A 17,785-nucleotide genomic window follows, 5' to 3' on the forward strand; every position below is an offset into this window, starting at 1 on the left:
TTCACTCCTCCGCCGGGGGGATGGGGAAGTTGGCGCGGAACACGTTGTCCGGGTCGTAGGCGCGCTTGACCTGCCGCAGCCGGGCGAGGTTGGCCTCGCCGAACGCGTCGAGCAGCCGTTCGGGCCGGCTGTCGGTGTCGAAGGACAGATAGAGGCCGTCGGTGTACGGCGCGACCTCGGCGTCCCACGTGGCGTTCATGGCCGGCTGCGAGGCGCCCATCGCGGTGAGCGCGAAGTTCTGGTGCCGGTGCGGATAGGCGGTCGCGTCGGGGGCCAGGTCGTGCGAGGCCCCGCCGGTGGCGCGTATCTGCAGGAAGTAGGACACCCCGGAGCGCGCCACCCGCTCGAAGGCGCGGCTCACGTCACCGTCGAGATGGCTGACCAGGCCGGAGCGTACGGCGGGGTTGCCGCCGCCGGTGTGGTGTTTCTCGGCCGGCTGCACCACCGCCGAATAGGGCAGCACGTATCCCTCGTGCCCCAGCAGCGGACCGGCCTCGGCGAGCCGTTCGAGCTCGCGCACCGCGGCCTCGGTGTCCGCGCCGGCGTACACGGTCATGAGCTGGGCGACCGAGTCCTGGCCGCGGCGCGGCGGGGAGAGGATGAGGAAGCTCGTCAGCTCACGCGGCGCCTTCTCGACCGCGGCGCCCCAGCGCTCCAGGAGCCCGGCCGTGTCACGGGCGTCCAGTGTCATCTGGGAGAAGACGATGTCGCCGAGCTCCATCGCCTCGATCTCGACCCAGGTGACCACGCCGAGGTTGCCCCCGGCGCCGCGCAGGCCCCAGAACAGGTCCGGGTTCTCCTCCGGTGAGGCGTGCAGCACCCGCCCGTCGGCGGTCACGACCTCCGCGGCGACGACGTGGTCGATCGTCAGGCCGAACTTGCGTCCGAGCAGGCCGATGCCGCCCGTCGTCGCGAGGCCGCCCACGCCCACGCCGCCGAAGTCGCCCGAGCTGATCGCCCAGCCGTACGGCACCAGCGCCTCGGCGACCTTGCCCCACGTCGCGCCCGCGCCCAGCCGTACGCGGCGGGTGGCCGGGTCCACGACCTCGACGGTGTCGAGCGCGCCGACGTCGAGCACGATGCCGCCGTTGTTCGTGGAACGGCCGCTGATGCCGTGCCCGCCGGAGCGTACGCCGAGCGGGACGTCCTGGGATCGGGCGTACGCGAGCCCCTCGACGACCTGGCCGGCCGTCCGGGGGCGCAGCACCAGGCCGGGGGATCCGGTGCGCAGGTAGTTGTGCCGCACCGACTCGTACGCGCGGTCGCCGGGCTCGACGGCGTCGGCCGCGAGGCTCGCCGGGACCTTGTCGTAGTCGATCCCCTCGCGGCGCAGCGCGATGGCGGCGGCGCCGCGGCGGGCGGTCGCGGGGACGGTGCCGCTGGCCGTCCGCTCGCGCGCCACCGCGTCCCGTACGGCGGGGGCGATCTCCTCGCCGTACACCTGGATGAGCCGCGGGTCGTCGGAGGCCAGGATGAACGTGCCGATGCCGTCCTCCAGCGCCAGGGCGGTCAGCTCCTCCACCCACTGCTCGACCGGCCCCTCGAGGAAACCCTGGCGGGTCTCGGTGACCGCGCCGCCGATGTTCAGCAGGCGACGTATCTGCGCCGGATCGCGCCCGGCCTCCGCGGCGGTCTCGTCGATGATCTGGTTGCCGCGCCGCAGGTCGCCGTCCTTGAGGTAGAAGAGCGAGGGCAGCCAGCCGTCGGCCTCGCGTGCCACCAGGCGCAGCATCCGCGGCTTGTAGGCGCCGAGCCAGATGGGGATGTCGTGCGCGGGGGCCGGGCCGCGCTTGGCGCCCGCGACGCGGTGGTGCTTGCCGTCGACGCGGAGGATGCGGCGCTCGCCCGCGTCCCAGATGCCGCGGAAGATCTCGATGGCCTCCTCCAGCGCGGTCACCGACTCGGCCGGCGTCAGGCGGGTGCCGCCCATCGACTCGATCGCGTCCCAGAAGCCGCCCGCGCCGATGCCGAGGGCGAACCGGCCGCCCGACAGCAGGTCGAGCGACGCCGCGGCGCGGGCCAGCACGGACGGCGGGCGCAGTGGCAGGTTGATGACGTTGCCCGAGAGCGTGACCCGCTCGGTGCGCGCGGCGACCCAGGACAGCAGCGTCCAGGTGTCCAGGAAACCCGGCTGGTAGGGGTGGTCCTGGAACGTCACGAGATCCAGCCCGGCGGCCTCGGAGACCTGGGCGAGCCGGACCGGCCCCTGCGGGTCGCGGTTCTGGGGGGTGAGGAACGTGCCGAAGGCCAGTTCGTGGCCGTAGTCCGTCATGCCGACCTCTCGAGAACTAATCTGTCCAACAGACTATATGCGGCACAACTCATCGAGAAGTCATCGTATTCCGCGTTAGAGTGGAGAGGTGACCACACACGAAGCAGCCGAAACCGCGACACTCTCCCCGCAGGGCTCGTCACACGGTTCTGTGCTCGGGTGGTCCCTCGCCGTGCTGCTGCGCGAGTGGAGCGCGCGCGTCGAGGAGGCTTCGCGCGACCTGCCGCAGGGCGTGCGCGGCTATCAGGTGCTCTCCGCGGTCGTGCACGATGCCCCGCCCACGCAGGCCGCGCTCGCCGCCCGCCTCGGCATCGACCGTACGGTCATGACCTATCTGCTCGACAAGTTCGAGGGATGCGATCTCCTGGAGCGCAAGCAGGACCCGTCCGACCGCCGGGCGCGGCGCATCGTGCCGACCGAGCAGGGCCGGCGGCTCCTCGCCGAAGTGGACGCGCGGGTCGCCCAGGCCGAGGACGAACTGCTGTCCACCCTCCCGCCCGAGGACCGGCGGGTCCTCCTGGCCCTGCTGGAGCATGCCGCCACCGGTGCGGCTCCGGCGGGAGAGGACCGCTGCTCGGCCGTCGCGCGTACGGCCGTGCTGACCCGGGAGGCGTGACCCGGCCGGCGTCGGTCAGCCGGTCGGCTTGTCGTTGAGCTCCGCCGTGGCTTCCACGTACGCGTCGGCGGCGCGGGCGAAGTAGTCGAACAGGACGGCCTGCTGCTCGGGCGAGTAGCCCTGCACGATGGCGCCGATCTTCCGGCGGGCCGTGGCCAGAGCCTCGTCTACCCGCCCGGCGGCGCGGGAGCCTGCGGTCCTCGGTAGGGGAGCGTCTCGTTGTAAACGATGTTGGTGGTGGTGCTGCCGAACCGGGCGAGCTCGTCCATCACCTTTTCCAGGTGGGCCATGGAGGTCGCGGCGACCTTCAGCGTGTAGCAGTCGTCACCGGTGGTGCGCAGGCACTCCAGGATCTCCGTACGCTCGCCGAGCAGCCGGTGCAGCGGTTCGTGTCGATTGCCCGGATATTTCAGCCGCACCACGGCGAGCACGGCATATCCGACCTTCCCCAGGTCGACGACCGCCCGATAGCCGCTGATGACGCCGGCCGCCTCCAGCCGCCGTACGCGCTCTGTCGCCGCGGATGGACTGAGGCTGACCCGCCGGGCCAGCTCGGTGAGGGGAACGCGGCCGTCGCGTTGCAGCTCGGCCAGGATGGACCAGTCGGTCGCGTCAAGACTCTCGGCCATCGGCCGAATATACCGGGAAATCCACGGCGGAACCGCCGATAACCAGGGAGTTCCTTCTTCCGGGCAGCGTGATCGCGTCAATAGTCTGGTGCGGTGAAACTAGGCGTCAACGTCCCGAACTTCGGGCCGGGCACGCGGCCCGGCGTGCTGCGCGGCTGGGCCGAGACGGTGGAGGGGCTCGGGTTCGATCTGCTCATGGTCTCCGATCACGTCGTGGTCACCCCCGACGTGGCCGGGCAGTATCCCGCGCCGTTCTACGAGCCCTTCACCACGCTGTCGTGGCTCGCCGGGATCACCACCAGGATCAGGCTGGGCACCACCGTGCTGATCGTGCCCTACCGCCACCCGCTGCTGACCGCCCGGATGGCGGCCAACCTCCAGGATCTGAGCGGTGGACGGCTCGTCCTCGGCGTGGGGGTCGGCTGGGCCAGGCAGGAGTTCGAGGCGCTCGGCGTGCCGTACGAGCGGCGCGGCGCGCTGACCGACGAGCACCTGCGCGTGATGCGCCTGGCCTGGCAGGACGAGGAGGACTACCGCGCCGGGCACATTCCGATCTGGGTCGGCGGCGGCAGCGACGCCGCTCTGCGCAGGGCGGTGCTGCTCGGCGACGCATGGCATCCGCTGCGCTTCACCCTTCCATGGCTGGACGAGCGGATGGACCGGCTGGCCGCCGTCGCGGAGACCCTCGGGTGTGCGACACCCGTGCTCGCCCCGCGCATTCTGCTGCGGCTCACCACCACCCCGGTGACGGGCGAGGGCCGCCGGGCCGGCGAGGGCACCCTCGACCAGGTCATGGACGACCTGGACCGGCTGCGCCTCCTGGGCGCCGAGACCGTGCTGCTCGACCCCTTCAACGGGGACCCCGATGAGACGAACCATCCGGAGACGGCGTGGCACCTGCTCGAAACCGTGGCCGCCGCCTACACGAAGGAGCATTCATGACATCCGCCGACGAGAAGTTCCTCCGCAGGGCGATCGAGCTGGCCGCCGAGGCGCGGGCGGGCGGCAACCCGCCGTTCGGCTCGCTGCTGGTGGGCCCGGACGGCGACGTGCTTGTCGAGGAGCGCAACACCTCGATCACGGAGGCCGACATCACCGCGCATCCCGAGCTGAAGCTCGCGCGCTGGGCCGCCCGCGAGCTCGACCCGGCCGTCGCGGCCGGCACCACGATGTATACGAGCTGCCAGCCGTGCGGCATGTGCGCGGGCGCCATCGAACGCTCCGGGCTCGGCCGTGTCGTCTTCGCGCTCTCCACCGAGCAGCTCGGCACGCTCAAGCCGCCGGCCGGCCCGTCGGCCTTCCGGCAGGAGGGGCCGGCGCTCTTCGACGAGGCGCGCGTGCCGGTCGAGGGGTACTACCTCTGACGCGCCGCTCTCAGCCTGCGTCCGGGACGTAGCTCAGGTTGAGCACGCCGGTCGTGAACGTCTCCGACTTCACGAGCTTCAGCTTGTGAGTCGGGGTGTCCTCGAACAGCCGCTGCCCCCGGCCGACGACGATCGGGTGGACGAGCAGGTTCAGCTCGTCGAGCAGCCCGTTGGCGAGAAGCCACCGCACGGTCGTCGCGCTGCCCGACATCTGCAGGTCGCCGCCCTGGATCCGCTCCTTGAGCTCGCGCAGGCGGGCGGCGACGTCGCCGTCGACGACGGTGGTGTTGTTCCAGTCCGCCTTCTCCAGGGTGGTCGACACGACGTACTTGGGTGCGCTGTTGAAGGCCGCGGCGATCTCCGGGTCCTGGTCCGTCGTCGTCCAGTAGGCGGACCACTCGTCGTAGAGCCTGCGGCCCATCAGCATCCCGGCCGAGGTCTGCATGCCCGCCTGGATAACGGCGCCCATCTCGTCGTTCCAGTAGGGGAAGTGCCACTGGTCGGGCGACTCGACGACGCCGTCGAGCGAGATGAAGAAGTTGGCGACGATCCTGGCCATGTGCTCCGCTCCTCTGGTCGTATGACGGTAGCTGCGGAGCGACACTAGGCGGGCACGCCCGCGCGGGTCTTGTACGGAAACGACATGGCCCGCGCTACGGCCGGCGCAGCCGCCACAGCAGGTAGGCGGCGACGGACGACGAGTCGCTGACGACGCCATCGAGGATCATCTGCTCGAACTCGGTGTGATGCACCCACCGCTGGCGCATGTCCTGCTCCGTGTGCTCGCGCCGGGGTTCGCCCTTGGTGAGGCCGGTGGCCACGTAGACGTGCAGCCCCTGGTCGGTCATCCCGTGGGCGCTGTCCATGCGTCCCAGGTAGCGCATCCGGTCGGCCCGGAGCCCGGTCTCCTCCACCAGCTCGCGCCGGGCCTCTGCCTCACGGTCGTCGGCCTCGGCGCCGCCCTGCGGGAAGCTCCACGAGCGGCGGCCGATCGGATAGCGGTATTCCTCCACGATGTGGAAGCCGTCGCCCTCCTCCGGCACGATCAGCACGAAGTCGGGCCTGACCACATATCCGTACAGGCCGGGAGAGCCGTCGGGGTGCTCGATCGCGTCCTCGCGGACCGTCATCCACGGGTTGCTGTAGACGACGCGGGAGGACACCTGCCGGATCACGGGCTGCGCTTCGGTCACGTGGCCGGATCCTACCCACGCCCGGGGCCGTACGTCCGTGCGCGCTCGGCCCGGCGGTCACTTCTCCGTCACTTCTCCGTGGTCTGGTCGGCGGCGGGCCGGTAGGCGAGGGACAGCACGCCGGTCGGGAAGGTCTCCGAGGACGCGAGCGTCATCGGGATCTCCAGGCCCTCCTCGAACAGGTGCTGGCCCTTGCCCACGACGATCGGGTGGACCAGCAGCCGGAGCTCGTCGAGCAGGTTGTGGCGCATCAGCGAGCGGACGAGGTTGGTGCTGCCGCTGATGCCGATCGTCCTGCCGGGCTGCCGCTTCAGCTTGGTGATCTCCTCGGCGAAGTCGCCGGTGACGAGGGCGGAGTTCTGCCACTCCACCGTGTCGAGGGTCGTGGAGACAACGTACTTGGGGACGTTGTTGATGAAGTCGGCGAAGGGGTCGTCCGTGCCGGCCTTGCCGGGCCAGTAGGCCGCCCAGCTCTCGTACATGACCCGGCCCATCATCATCGCGTCCGACTCGGACATCAGCGCGCCGACGGCCGCGCCCATCTCCTCGCTGAAGTAGGGGAAGTGCCACTGGTCGGGCGCCTCGACGACGCCGTCGAGGGACATGAAAAAGCTGGCGACGATCTTGCGCATCTGGGTCTCCTCGGTCTCGCGCTTGCGTGACCCCAGACTCGCAGCCGACCACTTCTACTGTCAAGACAATCTTTTTTGTCGGTGGTGCGGCGGACGCCGGGCGGGATATGCCCCTGCCGATATCCCGCCTGGTGATCCGCCCGCTCGCCCTGAGGAGGACGACGGGCGCACGTCAGGGCCGTCGCCTTCAGCCCGGACGGCGGGACGGTCGCCACGGCGGGCGCCGACCGCACCGTGAAGCTCTGGGACACGCGCACCTGGGCGTCGTACGCCACGCCGACCGGGCACACCGCACCGGTGCAGGCTCTCGCGTTCAGCAGGGACGGGCGTTCGCTCGCGTCCGCGGGAGACGACCGCACGATCATGGTTCGGCGCACCTGCTGACCGCCATCGTCCGGTCTCCGCTCGCGTTTGCCAGACTGCCGGACATGACACGCCGGTCTTCCCTCGCCGATCTCCGCCGCAGGCTCGCGCACGTCCGCTGGATCGCCGGCGGCACGGGAGCCGGCAAGAGCACCGTCACCCAGGCCCTGGCCGAACGGCACGACGTGCACGTCTACGACGGCGACCGAGCCGAGCTCGGCTACGTCAAGAGGTGCGATCCGCGGCGGCAGCCCCACCTGTGGGCGTTGCTGCGAACGCCCACCGAGGACAGATGGGCGGGCCGCACCGCCGAGGAGATCTTCCACGCCATGCCCAGCCTGCACGGCGAGACCTTCGGGTTCGTCCTCGACGACCTGCTCGCCCTGCCCGCCGACCGGCCCGTCCTCGTCGACGACTTCCGCACGCTGCCGAGCGAGGTCGCGCCGCTGGTCACCCGGCCGCAGCAGGCCGTCTTCCTCCTGCCCGCGCCCGAGTTCCGGGCCCGTGCGCTGGGCGCCCGGTTCGCCGACCCCGCCCGGGCGCGGGCCAACTGGGGAGACGGTGACCACGCGGACGCCCTGGCCAAGCGGCTGGCCCGCGACCTGCTCTGGGACGAGGAGGTGCGACGCCAGGCCCGCGAGCTCGGGCTGCCGGTCGTGCACGTCGACGGCTCCCGGAGCGTCGCGGACCTGGCCGCGGACCTGGCCGCGATGTTCCGGCTCGATCAGATCACGTAGGTCCGGGGAAGGCGACGTCGGAGAGCGGGCCCGCAGGTCAGCGCAGCGTCTCGCCGTCGGGCAGGGCCAGCGCGGGCAGCTCCGCCCGGGTGGGCAGCCCCTCCCAGTCTCCGGCGCAGGCCACGCTGGCGGCTCCCAGCAGGGTCGCCCGTTCGAGCCGGCCGTACGCGTCGAGCCCGTCGAGCCGCCCGGACAGATATCCGGCGGTGAACGCGTCGCCCGCGCCGACGACGTCCACCACGGGCACCCGCCGAGCCGGGACGTCGAACGAGGTCCGCGCGTCGTGGTAGCTCGCGCCCGCCGCGCCGCGCTTGACGACGACCTCCTCCACACCGGCGTCCAGCAGGGCCGACACACGCTCGCGTTCGCCGTCGCCGTCCGCCACGAGGCCGAGCTCGTCGTCGGACGCGATCAGCACCGTGACGTACGGCAGCAGCGGGCGCAGCGCCCGCGCGGCCGCCTCCCTGCTCCACAGCAGGGACCGGTGGTTGACGTCGAGGCTCACCCAGGCGCCCGCCGCGCGGGCGTGTCCGGCGGCGGCGGCGACGGCCTCCAGCGGCGCGGGCCCGAGCGCCGGCGTGATGCCGGTGATGTGCAGGCCCGTCTGCCCGGCCTCGACGGCGGGGCGCACCTCGTCCCACGACAGCGTCGAGGCGGCCGAGTCCCTGCGGTAGTAGTGCACCCGGGCCCGGCCCCCGGCGGCCACGTCCCGCAGCAGCAGGCCGGTCGGGGCGTCCGTGCGCCGCACGACGTGGTCGGTCAGCACGCCCTCGGCCCGCAGCGTGCGCAGGACCAGCTCGCCGGGCTCGTCGTCGCCGAGCGCGCCGGCCCAGCGGGCCGTGTGCCCGAGGCGCGACAGGGCGATCGCGACGTTGGCCTCCGCGCCGGCGGTGGACATCCGCGAGTCGCCGCCGAGGCGCAGCGGCCCGGCGCAGCGGACCGTGACCATCGCCTCGCCGATCGTCAGGACGTCCGCCCTCATCGCGCGCCCACCAGGTCGAGCGCCGTTCTCACCCGGCGGCGCAGGCCGTCCAGGTCGCCGCCGCGCGGGGCGTCGCCGAGCAGCGGCGAGCCGAGCCCGACCGCGACGGCACCGGCCTCAAGATAGTCGCGCACGCTGTCGAGCCCGACGCCGCCGACCGGCACGAACGGCACGCGGGGGAACGGGTCCCGCAGCGCGCGCAGATAGGAGACCCCGCCCGTGGAAGCGGGGAAGAGCTTGATGGCGGCGGCGCCCCGCGCGGTCGCGGCGATGACCTCGGTGGGTGTCATCGCCCCGGCGAGCACGGGCATGCCGAGGCGCAGCGCCTCGTCCACCCCTTCGCCGAGGCCGGGGGTGACGGCGAACGTCGCGCCCGCGTCCCGGGCCGCGACGGCGTCGCGCGCGGTCAGCACGGTGCCCGCGCCGAGGTGCACGCCCGCGCCCAGGCTGGAGGCGGCCTGCCGGATGACCGACAGCGCGTCGGCGCCGCTGAGCGAGACCTCCATCAGGGTCACGCCCTCCTCGGCGAGGACCTCGACGCTGCGCAGCGCCGCCGCCGGGTCGTCGCCGCGGACGATGGCCAGGAGCCGCCGGGTCGTGAGGAGATCGAGCAGATCGTGTGGTTGCACGCCGGTCACCATTCTGCGAAGGAGTGGTCGGGGTAGCGCCAGACCGGGGAGCGCCAGGCGTGACCCCGCTTGTCGGCCTCACGTACGGCCGCCTCGTCGACCACGATGCCGAGGCCCGGCCCGGTCGGCCGGGAGAGGCGGCCCTCGCTGAACGCGAAGACGGATGGATCGACCAGGTAGTCGAGCAGTTCGTTGCCGTCGTTGTAGTGGATGCCGATGCTCTGTTCCTGGATCAGGAAGTTGGGGGTCGCGAACGCCACCTGGAGGCTGGAGGCCAGGGAGATCGGTCCCAGCGGGCAGTGGGGCGCGAGCAGCGCGCCGAACACCTCGGCCTGGGCGGCGATGCGGCGGACCTCCGAGATGCCGCCGGCGTGGGACAGGTCGGGCTGCGCCACGGCGACGCCCGCCTGGAAGGCCGGCAGGAAGTCCCAGCGGGAGTAGAGCCGCTCGCCCAGGGCGATGGGGATGTTCGACGCCTCCACGAGGCTGCGCACCTGGGGCAGCGACTCCGGCACGACCGGTTCCTCGACGAAGAGGGGCGTGAGCGGTTCGAGCAGCGGCAGCAGCCGCCGGGCGTTCGGATAGGAGACCCGGCCGTGGAAGTCGACCGCGATGTCGCGGCCCGGGCCGAGCACCTCGCGGACCGCCGTGACGCGCGCGATGACCTCGTCGATCTCGCCCGGGCCCGCGATGGGGGACATGCGGCCGCTGGCGTTCATCTTCACCGCGGTGAAGCCCGCCTCCACCTGACGCCGGGCCTCCTCCTCGATCTCGCCGGGCTCGTCGCCGCCGATCCAGGCGTACGCCCGGACGTGGTCGCGTACGGGACCGCCGAGCAGCTCGTGTACGGGAACGCCGCGCGCCTTGCCGGCGATGTCCCACAGGGCCTGGTCGAGACCGGCGACGGCGCTGGCGAGCACCGGCCCGCCGCGGTAGAAGCCGCCCTTGGTCATGACCTGCCAGTGGTCCTCGATGCGCAGCGGGTCGGCGCCGATGAGCAGCTCGGCGATCTCGCCGACCGCCGCCCTGACCGAGCCGGCCCGCCCCTCGACGACGGGCTCGCCCCAGCCGACGTGTCCCTCGTCGGTCTCGACCCGGCAGAACAGCCACCGGGGCGGCACCAGGAACGTTTCGATGCGCGTGATCTTCACCGGTCTCCCTGGAGGCGGGCCGCGCGGTCGACGTCGGCCATGGACTTGTCGAGCAGCGCGAGCGCGCAGGTTCTGGCGGCCTCGCCGTCCCCCGCCCGGATGGCGTCGAGCAGGGCCCGGTGGCTCGGCACCGGGTCGTCGGTGGTGACGACGTCGTGGACGATGCGGTCGCGTTCGGCGAGCACCGACTCGATGACGACCTCCATGCGGACCAGGAGCTCGTTGCCCGTCGCGGCCAGGACGGCGCGGTGGAAACGCAGGTCGGCGGAGGCCGCCTCGGCCGGTGTCGTGGCCGCGGTCATGTCCTCAAGGGCCGCTTCGAGCTCGGCGAGGTCGGCGTCGGTGCGCCGGCCGGCGGCCAGCGCGGCTGCGGCCGGTTCGAACATCTGCCGCACTTCGGCGAGCTGCCCGAGCATCTCGCTGCCCCGGTTCTCGAACTCCCAGCTGATCACGTCGGGATCGAGCAGGTTCCACTCGCTGCGGGGGCGCACCACCGTGCCCCGCTTCTGCCGCGAGTCGACCAGGCCCTTGCCGGCCAGCACCTTCAGCGCTTCACGCACCACGGTGCGGGACACCTGCAGCTCGGCCTCCAGCTCGACCAGGTCGATGCGCCCGTTCTCGGCGAACTGCCCGGTGACGAGGCGGCGGCCGATGATCTCGACGACCTGGCCGTGGATGCCACGCCCTTTGTAGGTGCTCATGCTCTGCGGTCATACCTCTCAGGAGGAGTTCTTCGTCGCGCTCCAGCCGCCGTCGACGACGAGGGTGGTGGCGGTGATGTAGGACGCCTCGTCCGACAGCAGGAAGGCGATCGCCGCGGCGACCTCGGCGGGGTCGCCGAACCGCTTGGCGATGGTGGCCTCCACGCTCAGGCGCCGGTCCTCCTCCGCCACGCGGTCCCACGCGGGGGACATGATCGGCCCGGGCAGCACGGTGTTGACGCGCACGTCGGGGCCGTAGTCCACCGCGAGCTGGCGGCCGAGACCCACCAGCGCCGCCTTCGTCGCCGCGTACGCCGGGTGGCCGGGCAGGCCGACGAGGGCGTGCACCGACGAGACGAGGACGACCGCCCCCGACGTCGCCCGCAGATCCTCGTGTAGCGTGCGAAAGGCCAGGTAGGAGGCGGTGAGGTTCACTTCCAGCTGGCGGTTCCACGATGCCGCGCCCAGGTCGTGGACAGGTCTGACGTCCACGACGTAGGCGTTGCTGACGAGCTGCCGCACCGGGCCGAACTCCCGGTGGGCGACGCGGCGGAGCTCCCCCCACGCGCTCTCGTCGCTGACGTCCATGCGCACGAATCTTGCCGTGCCGCCCGCCTCGACGACAGCCGCGGCGACCTCCTCCCCCGCCGGGGAGATGTCGCACAGCAGGACGGGCATGCCCGTCGCGCCGAGGCGCCTGGCGGTAGCCGCGCCGATGCCGGAGGCGGCGCCGGTCACGACCGCGCAGCATCCGGCCTCCGTGGAAGGTCCGGGGAGGTTCACACCGTCACTCTACGATAAGTGTTTTTTTATGACAATTTATTGACAGGCACGTTACGACCGCCTCATCATCTGGACGTGGCGCAGCGCGCCCTACCCGGTGGCGTCGCCAACCGAAGACAGACTCATGGGAGGCCATTCGTGGCATCAGTTCGACTCACGGCGATGCGCTGCATCGCTCTGCTGGCCGTCGGCGCCGTGCTCGCCGCCTGCGGTCAGTCCGCCGGGTCCGGCGGCGCATCGGGCGGGAAACAACAGCTCCGCGTCGGGGTGATCTACCTGGACTCGCAGGGCTTCTACGCCGGCGTGAAGAAGGGCATCGAGACCGCCGCCGCCCAGGACTCCGAGCTCAAGCTGCTGGGCAACAACGCGCAGGGTGACGCGGCCAAGGAGTCCTCGTTCATGTCGACCCTGGTCGCCTCCAACGTGGACGCGATCATCACCTCGGCCGTCTCCGCCACGGCGTCCACCCCGGCGATCGCGGCGGCGAGCAAGGCCGGCATTCCGGTCGTCTGCTACAACACCTGCATCAACGACGCGGACGCCAAGAAGTACGTGTGGGGCTACGTCCTGTCCGATCCGTACGTCTTCGGCAAGAAGCTGGGTGAGCAGGCCGGGAAGTACTTCACCTCCCAGAAGATCGACAAGCCGAAGATCGCCATCCTCAACTGCGACTTCGTCGAGGTCTGCAAGGAGCGCAAGCGCGGCTTCAAGGACGGCCTGGCCGAGTCGGTGCCCGGCGCCCAGTACGTCGCCGACCAGGAGGGCGCGGTCGTCGACAAGGCCACCCCGGTCGCCGAGAACATCATCACCGCCAACCCCGAGCTCGACGCGTTCTACGCCGTGGCGGGCGGCGGCACCCTGGCCGGCATCAAGGCCGTCACCACCCGCTCCCGCGTGGGCAAGACCGTCGTCTTCGGCAGCGACATGACCGTCGACATCGCCAAGGCCCTGGTCGACGGCAGCATCCTCAAGGCCGAGATCGACGTCCCCGCGCAGACCGTGGGCAAGCTCGCGTACGAGGCCGCACGCAAGGCGTCGAGCGGCGCCAAGAACGACTCGTTCGTCATCCCGGTCGACCCGATCCTCTACACCGCCGACGACAAGGCCACCAACGAGAAGTGGCTGACCGAGCACGCCGACGGCATCCCGTAAACCGTCCAGGCGACTCGTCCCCATTGAAGGCTCCCAGGAAGGCTCCCATGTCGAACACCGACGTCGTCGCGGAGGTGCGCGCCGGCACCAAGCGCTACCCCGGCGTCACCGCTCTCAGCGACGTCGACTTCGCGGTGCGGCGCGGCGAGGTCCGCGCGCTGCTGGGCAAGAACGGCGCCGGCAAGTCCACCCTGATCAAGGTCCTGTCCGGCGCCGAGCACCTCGACTCGGGCGAGGCGCTCGTACGCGGCACGTCGCTGGCGGGCCTCGGCACGCGCGACGTCGCCGCGCTGGGGGTCGCGACCGTCTACCAGGAGCTGAGCCTGGTGCCGGAGATGACGGTCGCGGAGAACCTGTTCCTGGGGGCCTGGCCGCGCTCGCGCGGCGCGCTCGACCTGCGCAGGATGCGCGCCGACGCGAAGGAGGCGATGGCGCGCATCGGCGTGGACATCGACGTCGACAGCCCGGTCGGCACGCTGGGCTCCGCCGGGCAGCAGCTCGTGGAGATCGCCCGCGCCGTCGCCCAGCGGCCCACCCTGCTCATCCTCGACGAGCCGACCAGTTCGCTGGCCGCCGCCGAGGTCCGGCAGGTCATCGACGTCGTACGGACCGTCGCGGAGCAGGGCGTGGCGGTCATCTACGTCAGCCACCGCATGGACGAGATCCGGCAGGTGGCCGACACCGCCACGGTCGTCCGCGACGGCAGGATCGTCGAGACGCTGCCGGTGCGCACGGCCTCGACGCACGAGATCGTGGCGATGATGCTCGGCGCGGCGCCCGAGGCCGTCGCGGGCCGGACCCGCCGCCCCAGCGCCGAGCCGCCCGTGCTGTCGGCGCGCGGCCTGGTCAGCGACCGGCTGAACGGCCTCGACATCGACGTGCGGCCCGGCGAGATCCTGGGCATCGCCGGGGTGCTCGGCTCGGGCCGCACCGAGACGCTGCGCGCCCTGGTCGGGCTCGACCGCCCGGCGTCCGGCGAGATCCGTCTGCGCGGCGAGCCCGTACGGCCCGGCGCGTTCGCCGCGATGCTCGCCAAGGGGCTCGGCATGACGCCGGAGAACCGGCGGCGCGAGGGGATCGTGCCGCTGATGGGCGTCGACGAGAACATCGTCATCAGCGACCTGCGCAAGGTGAGCAGGTCGGGCGTGCTGGACCGCCGGGCGATCCGGCAGGCCGCCCGGGCGCTCATCGACCGCCTGGCGATCAAGACGGCCCGCCCGGGGACGCCGATCGGCACGCTCAGCGGCGGCAACCAGCAGAAGGCCGTGCTCGCCCGATGGCTGCACGCGGGAAGCGACGTGCTGCTCCTCGACGAGCCCACCCGCGGCGTGGACGTGGAGGCCAAGCGCCAGATCTACGACCAGATGCGCCTGCTGGCCGACGACGGGCGCGCCGTGGTCTTCGTGTCGAGCGAGGTGGAGGAGCTGGCCGACGTCTGCGACCGGATCGTCGTCCTGCGCGGCGGGCGCGCCGTCGCCGAGCTGAGCGGCGACGAGATCGAGCTGAACCGGGTCATGGCCCTGGCCATTGCCGAGGAGTGAGGGAGAACATGAGCACGACCACGCCCACCGGCCCGCCCGCGACCAAGGCGGACGCCCGGGGCGGGCAACGCAACACCCAACGGCTGAACGAAATCGGGCTCATCGGGGCCATCGTGGTGCTGTTCGTGGTGCTGTCCGCCACCGCGCCGGGCTTCCTGTCCGTGACGAACCAGCTGGCCATCCTGCGCGACGCGGCGACGATCGGCGTCGTGGCCTGGGCGATGACCCTCGTCATCGTGGCCGGTGAGATCGACATCAGCATCGGCCCCGCCGTGGCGTTCTCGTCGGTCCTGCTGGCCAAGGCCACCGGGGAGTGGCACATCCCGTTCGCCCTCGCCGTACTGGTCTGCCTCGCGGTGGGCCTGCTGCTCGGGGCCGGGGCCGGATTCCTGCGCGCCCGCTGGGGCATCCCGTCGTTCGTCGCCACGCTCGGCCTGTGGAGCGCGCTGCGCGGGCTGGCGCAGTACATGACCGACGGCCTGCCGGTGCCGCTGGACGCCAACGGGTTCCTCGACGTGCTGGCCGGGAGCATCCTCGGCATCCCGACCCCGGCCATCATCATGGCCGTCCTGTTCGTCGTGTTCCTCTTCGTGGCCAACCGCACGGCGTACGGCCGCTCGGTCTTCGCGGTCGGCGGCAACGCCGAGGCCGCCCGCCTCGCGGGCATCAACGTCTCGCGGATCCGGGTGATCCTGTTCGCCACGACCGGCCTGCTCGCCGCGGTCAGCGGCCTGCTGCTGGCCGCGCGCCTCGGATCCGGCAACGGCGGCGCGTCGGTGGGCCTCGAATTCGACGTGATCGCCGCGGTCGTGATCGGCGGCACCTCCCTCGCCGGCGGCAAGGGATCGCTGCTCGGCACCCTGCTGGGCGTCGCCTTCATCACCGTCATCGGCAACGGCCTCGTGCTGCTCGGGGTCAACGCCTTCTTCCAGGACGTGGTGCGCGGCGTGATCATCGTCGGCGCCGTGCTGATCAACGTGTTGCTCTCCAAGCGGAACGGAGCCCGTAGCGCATGACCACCATGAAAGGCGTCTACCTGCCCGGCGACTTCACCGCCGTGCTCCGCGACGTGGAGGTGCCCACGCCCGGCCCCGGCCAGCTGCTCGTACGCGTGGGCGCGTCCGGCATCTGCGGCAGCGACCTGTCGTACATCTACCGGGGGCACAAGACCCACGTCGGCCAGGAGGGCGCGGCGTACAAGGGGGTCGTGGCCGGGCACGAGCCCAGCGGCCAGGTCGTGGAGGCCGGGCCGGGCTGCCGCCGGTTCGGGGTGGGCGACCGCGTGATCGTCTACCACATCTCCGGCTGCGGGCTGTGCCCGAACTGCCGCCGCGGCCACATGATCAGCTGCTCCGACCCCGAGCGCAGGTCGGCGTACGGCTGGCAGCGCGACGGCGGCCACGCCGAATACATCCTGGTCGAGGAGAGCACGGCCGTGCCGCTGCCCGACGAGCTGTCCTACGTGGACGGCGCCCTGATCGCCTGCGGGTTCGGCACGGCGTACGAGGGCCTGCTGCGCACTGGGGTCGGCGGGCGCGACGACCTGCTCGTGGTCGGTCTCGGGCCGGTCGGGCTGGCCGCCGCCATGATCTCCCGAGGGCTCGGTGCGACCCGGGTGCTCGGCGTGGAGCGCTCGCCCGAGCGCGCCGCGCACGCCCGGTCGCTCGGCCTGTTCGACGAGGTCCTGATCGCCGACGACGGGGTCGCCGAGGCCCTCGACGAGGCGACCGAAGGACGCGGCTGCTCGGTGACGATGGACTGCTCGGGCTCGGCCGCGGGCCGCAGCGTCGCGATCCGGGGCGCGGCCGAGTGGGGCCGGGTCTCCCTGGTGGGCGAGGGCGGCCGGTTGGAGACGGAGGTCTCCGACCTGCTGCTGCACCGCCAGCTCACCCTGTACGCCTCCTGGGTCACCTCGCTGCAGGCGATGGAGGAGCTGGCCTTCCGCCTGGTGCGGTGGGGCGCGAGCCCGCAGCGGCTGGTGACCGACGTGTTGCCGCTGGAGCAGGCCGACGAGGCATACCGGCTGGCCGACTCCGGGCGCACCGGCAAGGTCTGCCTGGTCCCCGCGCAGCGCGCGTGATGAGCGAGGAGCCGCTGATCACGCTGGCCGCGCCCTGGGGAGAGGCGGTCGTCCTGCCGGGGCGCGGCGGGCGGATCATCTCGCTGCGCGCCGCGGGCCGCGAGTGGCTGTGGCGCAACCCCGAGCTGCTCGACGCGTCGCTCGCGCTCACCCCCGCCGCGCGGCGGCTGCCCGCCCCCACCGGGTTCGCGAGCTGGGCCAACTGGGGCGGCGACAAGACCTGGCCCGCCCCGCAGGGATGGTCGTCGCCCGAGGAGTGGGCGGGGCCGCCCGACCCGGTGCTCGACGCCGGTGCGTACGCGGTGCTGGAGCGCGACGACCTGCGCGTACGGCTGCGCAGCGGTGACGACCCGCGCACCGGGCTGGCCGTCACCCGCACGGTGACGATGCAGGCCGACCAGGCGGTCCTCGTGGTGGAGAGCGAGCTGGAGAACGTCACCGATCACCCGGTGCGGTGGGCGGCCTGGACGGTGACCCAGTTCGAGACCGAGTCGTTCTGCGGGCACGACGATCCCCGATGCGGGGTGTGGGTCGGGCTGACCGACCGCCACCGGGCGCCGGTGACGCTGTTCGCGCCCGACGGCGCGCCGGTCCTGGAGCGGGTCTCCCCCTCGGCGGGCCGGGTGCCGGTGCGCGACGTCGTCGGCAAGATCGGCATCGGCGGCACGGCCGGATGGCTCGCCGTGGTCGCCCCCGGCGGGGCGACGCTGACGCAGCGGTTCGACGTGCGGCCGGGCGCGCCCTACCCCGACCAGGGCTCCGAGGTCGCGATCTGGATGCAGTACCCCAAGGACGAGGAGCTTGAGGGGCTGGAAGGCCTGCGCCCCACGGCACGGCTGGTCGAGGCCGAGACCATGTCGCCCCTGACCTCGCTCGCCCCCGGAGAGGTGTTGCGCCACCGCGTGACCTGGTCCGTGACGCCGACGCCCCCGCACGTCTGAGTGATCCCGACCGGATAAC

At 72.2% G+C, this 17,785-nt stretch carries 20 protein-coding genes and 1 pseudogene; 11 read left to right on the forward strand and 10 right to left on the reverse strand.

Annotated elements, in window-relative coordinates:
* Nucleotide 1 precedes the first annotated feature (1 nt).
* A complete protein-coding gene (locus HCK04_RS21270; RefSeq protein ID WP_142649131.1) occupies nt 2-2,272 on the reverse strand; it encodes an LLM class flavin-dependent oxidoreductase in 2,271 nt (756 codons plus the stop codon).
* Nucleotides 2,273-2,360: 88 nt separating this feature from the next.
* Here HCK04_RS21270 and HCK04_RS21275 point away from each other — a divergent pair, with 88 nt between their 5' ends.
* Entirely contained in the window at nt 2,361-2,888 is a 528-nt protein-coding gene (locus HCK04_RS21275) for a MarR family winged helix-turn-helix transcriptional regulator (protein ID WP_142649132.1), read from the forward strand.
* Nucleotides 2,889-3,055: 167 nt separating this feature from the next.
* Here HCK04_RS21275 and HCK04_RS21280 read toward each other — a convergent pair whose 3' ends face one another.
* Nucleotides 3,056-3,517, reverse strand: coding sequence for an Lrp/AsnC family transcriptional regulator (locus HCK04_RS21280; RefSeq protein ID WP_142649133.1), 462 nt, complete (start codon nt 3,515-3,517; stop codon nt 3,056-3,058).
* A 93-nt stretch (nt 3,518-3,610) separates the two neighbouring features.
* Here HCK04_RS21280 and HCK04_RS21285 point away from each other — a divergent pair, with 93 nt between their 5' ends.
* Both HCK04_RS21285 and HCK04_RS21290 read left to right on the forward strand, forming a co-directional pair.
* Nucleotides 3,611-4,459 carry a TIGR03619 family F420-dependent LLM class oxidoreductase gene (locus HCK04_RS21285; protein WP_142649134.1) on the forward strand — a complete coding sequence of 283 codons (849 nt, stop codon included), beginning with the start codon at nt 3,611-3,613 and terminating at the stop codon, nt 4,457-4,459.
* On the forward strand, nt 4,456-4,881 hold the full coding sequence (locus HCK04_RS21290) for a nucleoside deaminase (RefSeq protein WP_142649135.1): 426 nt from the start codon (nt 4,456-4,458) through the stop codon (nt 4,879-4,881). Before HCK04_RS21285 ends, HCK04_RS21290 begins: the two co-directional genes overlap by 4 nt.
* 10 nt (nt 4,882-4,891) lie before the next feature.
* Here the strand turns inward: HCK04_RS21290 and HCK04_RS21295 are convergent, their stop codons facing one another.
* From HCK04_RS21295 to HCK04_RS21305, 3 genes are all read right to left on the reverse strand, one after another.
* Nucleotides 4,892-5,440 (reverse strand): dihydrofolate reductase family protein, encoded by a 549-nt coding sequence (locus HCK04_RS21295; protein WP_142649136.1) that lies wholly within the window; start codon nt 5,438-5,440, stop codon nt 4,892-4,894.
* A 94-nt stretch (nt 5,441-5,534) separates the two neighbouring features.
* Entirely contained in the window at nt 5,535-6,074 is a 540-nt protein-coding gene (locus HCK04_RS21300) for an NUDIX hydrolase (protein WP_260617359.1), read from the reverse strand.
* 68 nt (nt 6,075-6,142) lie between these two features.
* Nucleotides 6,143-6,706 carry a dihydrofolate reductase family protein gene (locus tag HCK04_RS21305; RefSeq protein ID WP_142649137.1) on the reverse strand — a complete coding sequence of 188 codons (564 nt, stop codon included), beginning with the start codon at nt 6,704-6,706 and terminating at the stop codon, nt 6,143-6,145.
* 177 nt (nt 6,707-6,883) lie between these two features.
* On the opposite strand from HCK04_RS21305, the pseudogene HCK04_RS44275 reads away from it, so the two are divergent.
* From HCK04_RS44275 to HCK04_RS21315, 3 genes and pseudogenes are all read left to right on the forward strand, one after another.
* Nucleotides 6,884-6,943 (forward strand): annotated as a pseudogene (locus HCK04_RS44275) (WD40 repeat domain-containing protein); the annotation flags it as partial.
* Nucleotides 6,941-7,090 carry a hypothetical protein gene (locus HCK04_RS21310; protein ID WP_260617365.1) on the forward strand — a complete coding sequence of 50 codons (150 nt, stop codon included), beginning with the start codon at nt 6,941-6,943 and terminating at the stop codon, nt 7,088-7,090. The pseudogene HCK04_RS44275 and the gene HCK04_RS21310, both read left to right, overlap by 3 nt.
* A 44-nt stretch (nt 7,091-7,134) precedes the next feature.
* A complete protein-coding gene (locus tag HCK04_RS21315) occupies nt 7,135-7,806 on the forward strand; it encodes a hypothetical protein (RefSeq protein WP_142649138.1) in 672 nt (223 codons plus the stop codon).
* Nucleotides 7,807-7,843: 37 nt separating this feature from the next.
* Here the strand turns inward: HCK04_RS21315 and HCK04_RS21320 are convergent, their stop codons facing one another.
* The 5 genes from HCK04_RS21320 to HCK04_RS21340 are packed head-to-tail and all read right to left on the reverse strand — an operon-like array spanning nt 7,844 to nt 12,052.
* The gene (locus tag HCK04_RS21320) at nt 7,844-8,788 is read right to left on the reverse strand and encodes a sugar kinase (RefSeq protein WP_142649139.1); all 945 of its coding nucleotides are present in this window, start codon (nt 8,786-8,788) and stop codon (nt 7,844-7,846) included.
* The gene (locus HCK04_RS21325; protein WP_205830535.1) at nt 8,785-9,417 is read right to left on the reverse strand and encodes a bifunctional 4-hydroxy-2-oxoglutarate aldolase/2-dehydro-3-deoxy-phosphogluconate aldolase; all 633 of its coding nucleotides are present in this window, start codon (nt 9,415-9,417) and stop codon (nt 8,785-8,787) included. Before HCK04_RS21325 ends, HCK04_RS21320 begins: the two co-directional genes overlap by 4 nt.
* Nucleotides 9,418-9,422: 5 nt before the next feature.
* The gene (dgoD, locus tag HCK04_RS21330; RefSeq protein ID WP_142649141.1) at nt 9,423-10,568 is read right to left on the reverse strand and encodes a galactonate dehydratase; all 1,146 of its coding nucleotides are present in this window, start codon (nt 10,566-10,568) and stop codon (nt 9,423-9,425) included.
* A complete protein-coding gene (locus tag HCK04_RS21335) occupies nt 10,565-11,269 on the reverse strand; it encodes a FadR/GntR family transcriptional regulator (RefSeq protein ID WP_142649142.1) in 705 nt (234 codons plus the stop codon). The genes dgoD and HCK04_RS21335 overlap by 4 nt, the downstream gene beginning before the upstream one ends.
* A gap of 18 nt (nt 11,270-11,287) precedes the next feature.
* The gene (locus tag HCK04_RS21340) at nt 11,288-12,052 is read right to left on the reverse strand and encodes an SDR family oxidoreductase (RefSeq protein ID WP_142649143.1); all 765 of its coding nucleotides are present in this window, start codon (nt 12,050-12,052) and stop codon (nt 11,288-11,290) included.
* 162 nt (nt 12,053-12,214) lie between these two features.
* Here HCK04_RS21340 and HCK04_RS21345 point away from each other — a divergent pair, with 162 nt between their 5' ends.
* The 5 genes from HCK04_RS21345 to HCK04_RS21365 are packed head-to-tail and all read left to right on the forward strand — an operon-like array spanning nt 12,215 to nt 17,766.
* A complete protein-coding gene (locus HCK04_RS21345; RefSeq protein WP_142649144.1) occupies nt 12,215-13,204 on the forward strand; it encodes a substrate-binding domain-containing protein in 990 nt (329 codons plus the stop codon).
* A gap of 47 nt (nt 13,205-13,251) precedes the next feature.
* Nucleotides 13,252-14,745, forward strand: a complete 1,494-nt coding sequence (locus HCK04_RS21350; protein ID WP_142649145.1) for a sugar ABC transporter ATP-binding protein — start codon at nt 13,252-13,254, stop codon at nt 14,743-14,745.
* Between the two features lie 8 nt (nt 14,746-14,753).
* Nucleotides 14,754-15,761 carry an ABC transporter permease gene (locus HCK04_RS21355; protein WP_142649146.1) on the forward strand — a complete coding sequence of 336 codons (1,008 nt, stop codon included), beginning with the start codon at nt 14,754-14,756 and terminating at the stop codon, nt 15,759-15,761.
* Nucleotides 15,758-16,825, forward strand: a complete 1,068-nt coding sequence (locus tag HCK04_RS21360) for a zinc-binding dehydrogenase (RefSeq protein WP_205830536.1) — start codon at nt 15,758-15,760, stop codon at nt 16,823-16,825. Before HCK04_RS21355 ends, HCK04_RS21360 begins: the two co-directional genes overlap by 4 nt.
* Nucleotides 16,825-17,766: a DUF4380 domain-containing protein gene (locus HCK04_RS21365; RefSeq protein ID WP_142649147.1), complete on the forward strand. Its 942-nt coding sequence runs from the start codon at nt 16,825-16,827 to the stop codon at nt 17,764-17,766. The genes HCK04_RS21360 and HCK04_RS21365 overlap by 1 nt, the downstream gene beginning before the upstream one ends.
* Nucleotides 17,767-17,785: the final 19 nt, after the last annotated feature.

It is taken from the genome of Microbispora sp. CL1-1 (genome assembly GCF_012034195.1).
Classification (GTDB): domain Bacteria; phylum Actinomycetota; class Actinomycetes; order Streptosporangiales; family Streptosporangiaceae; genus Microbispora.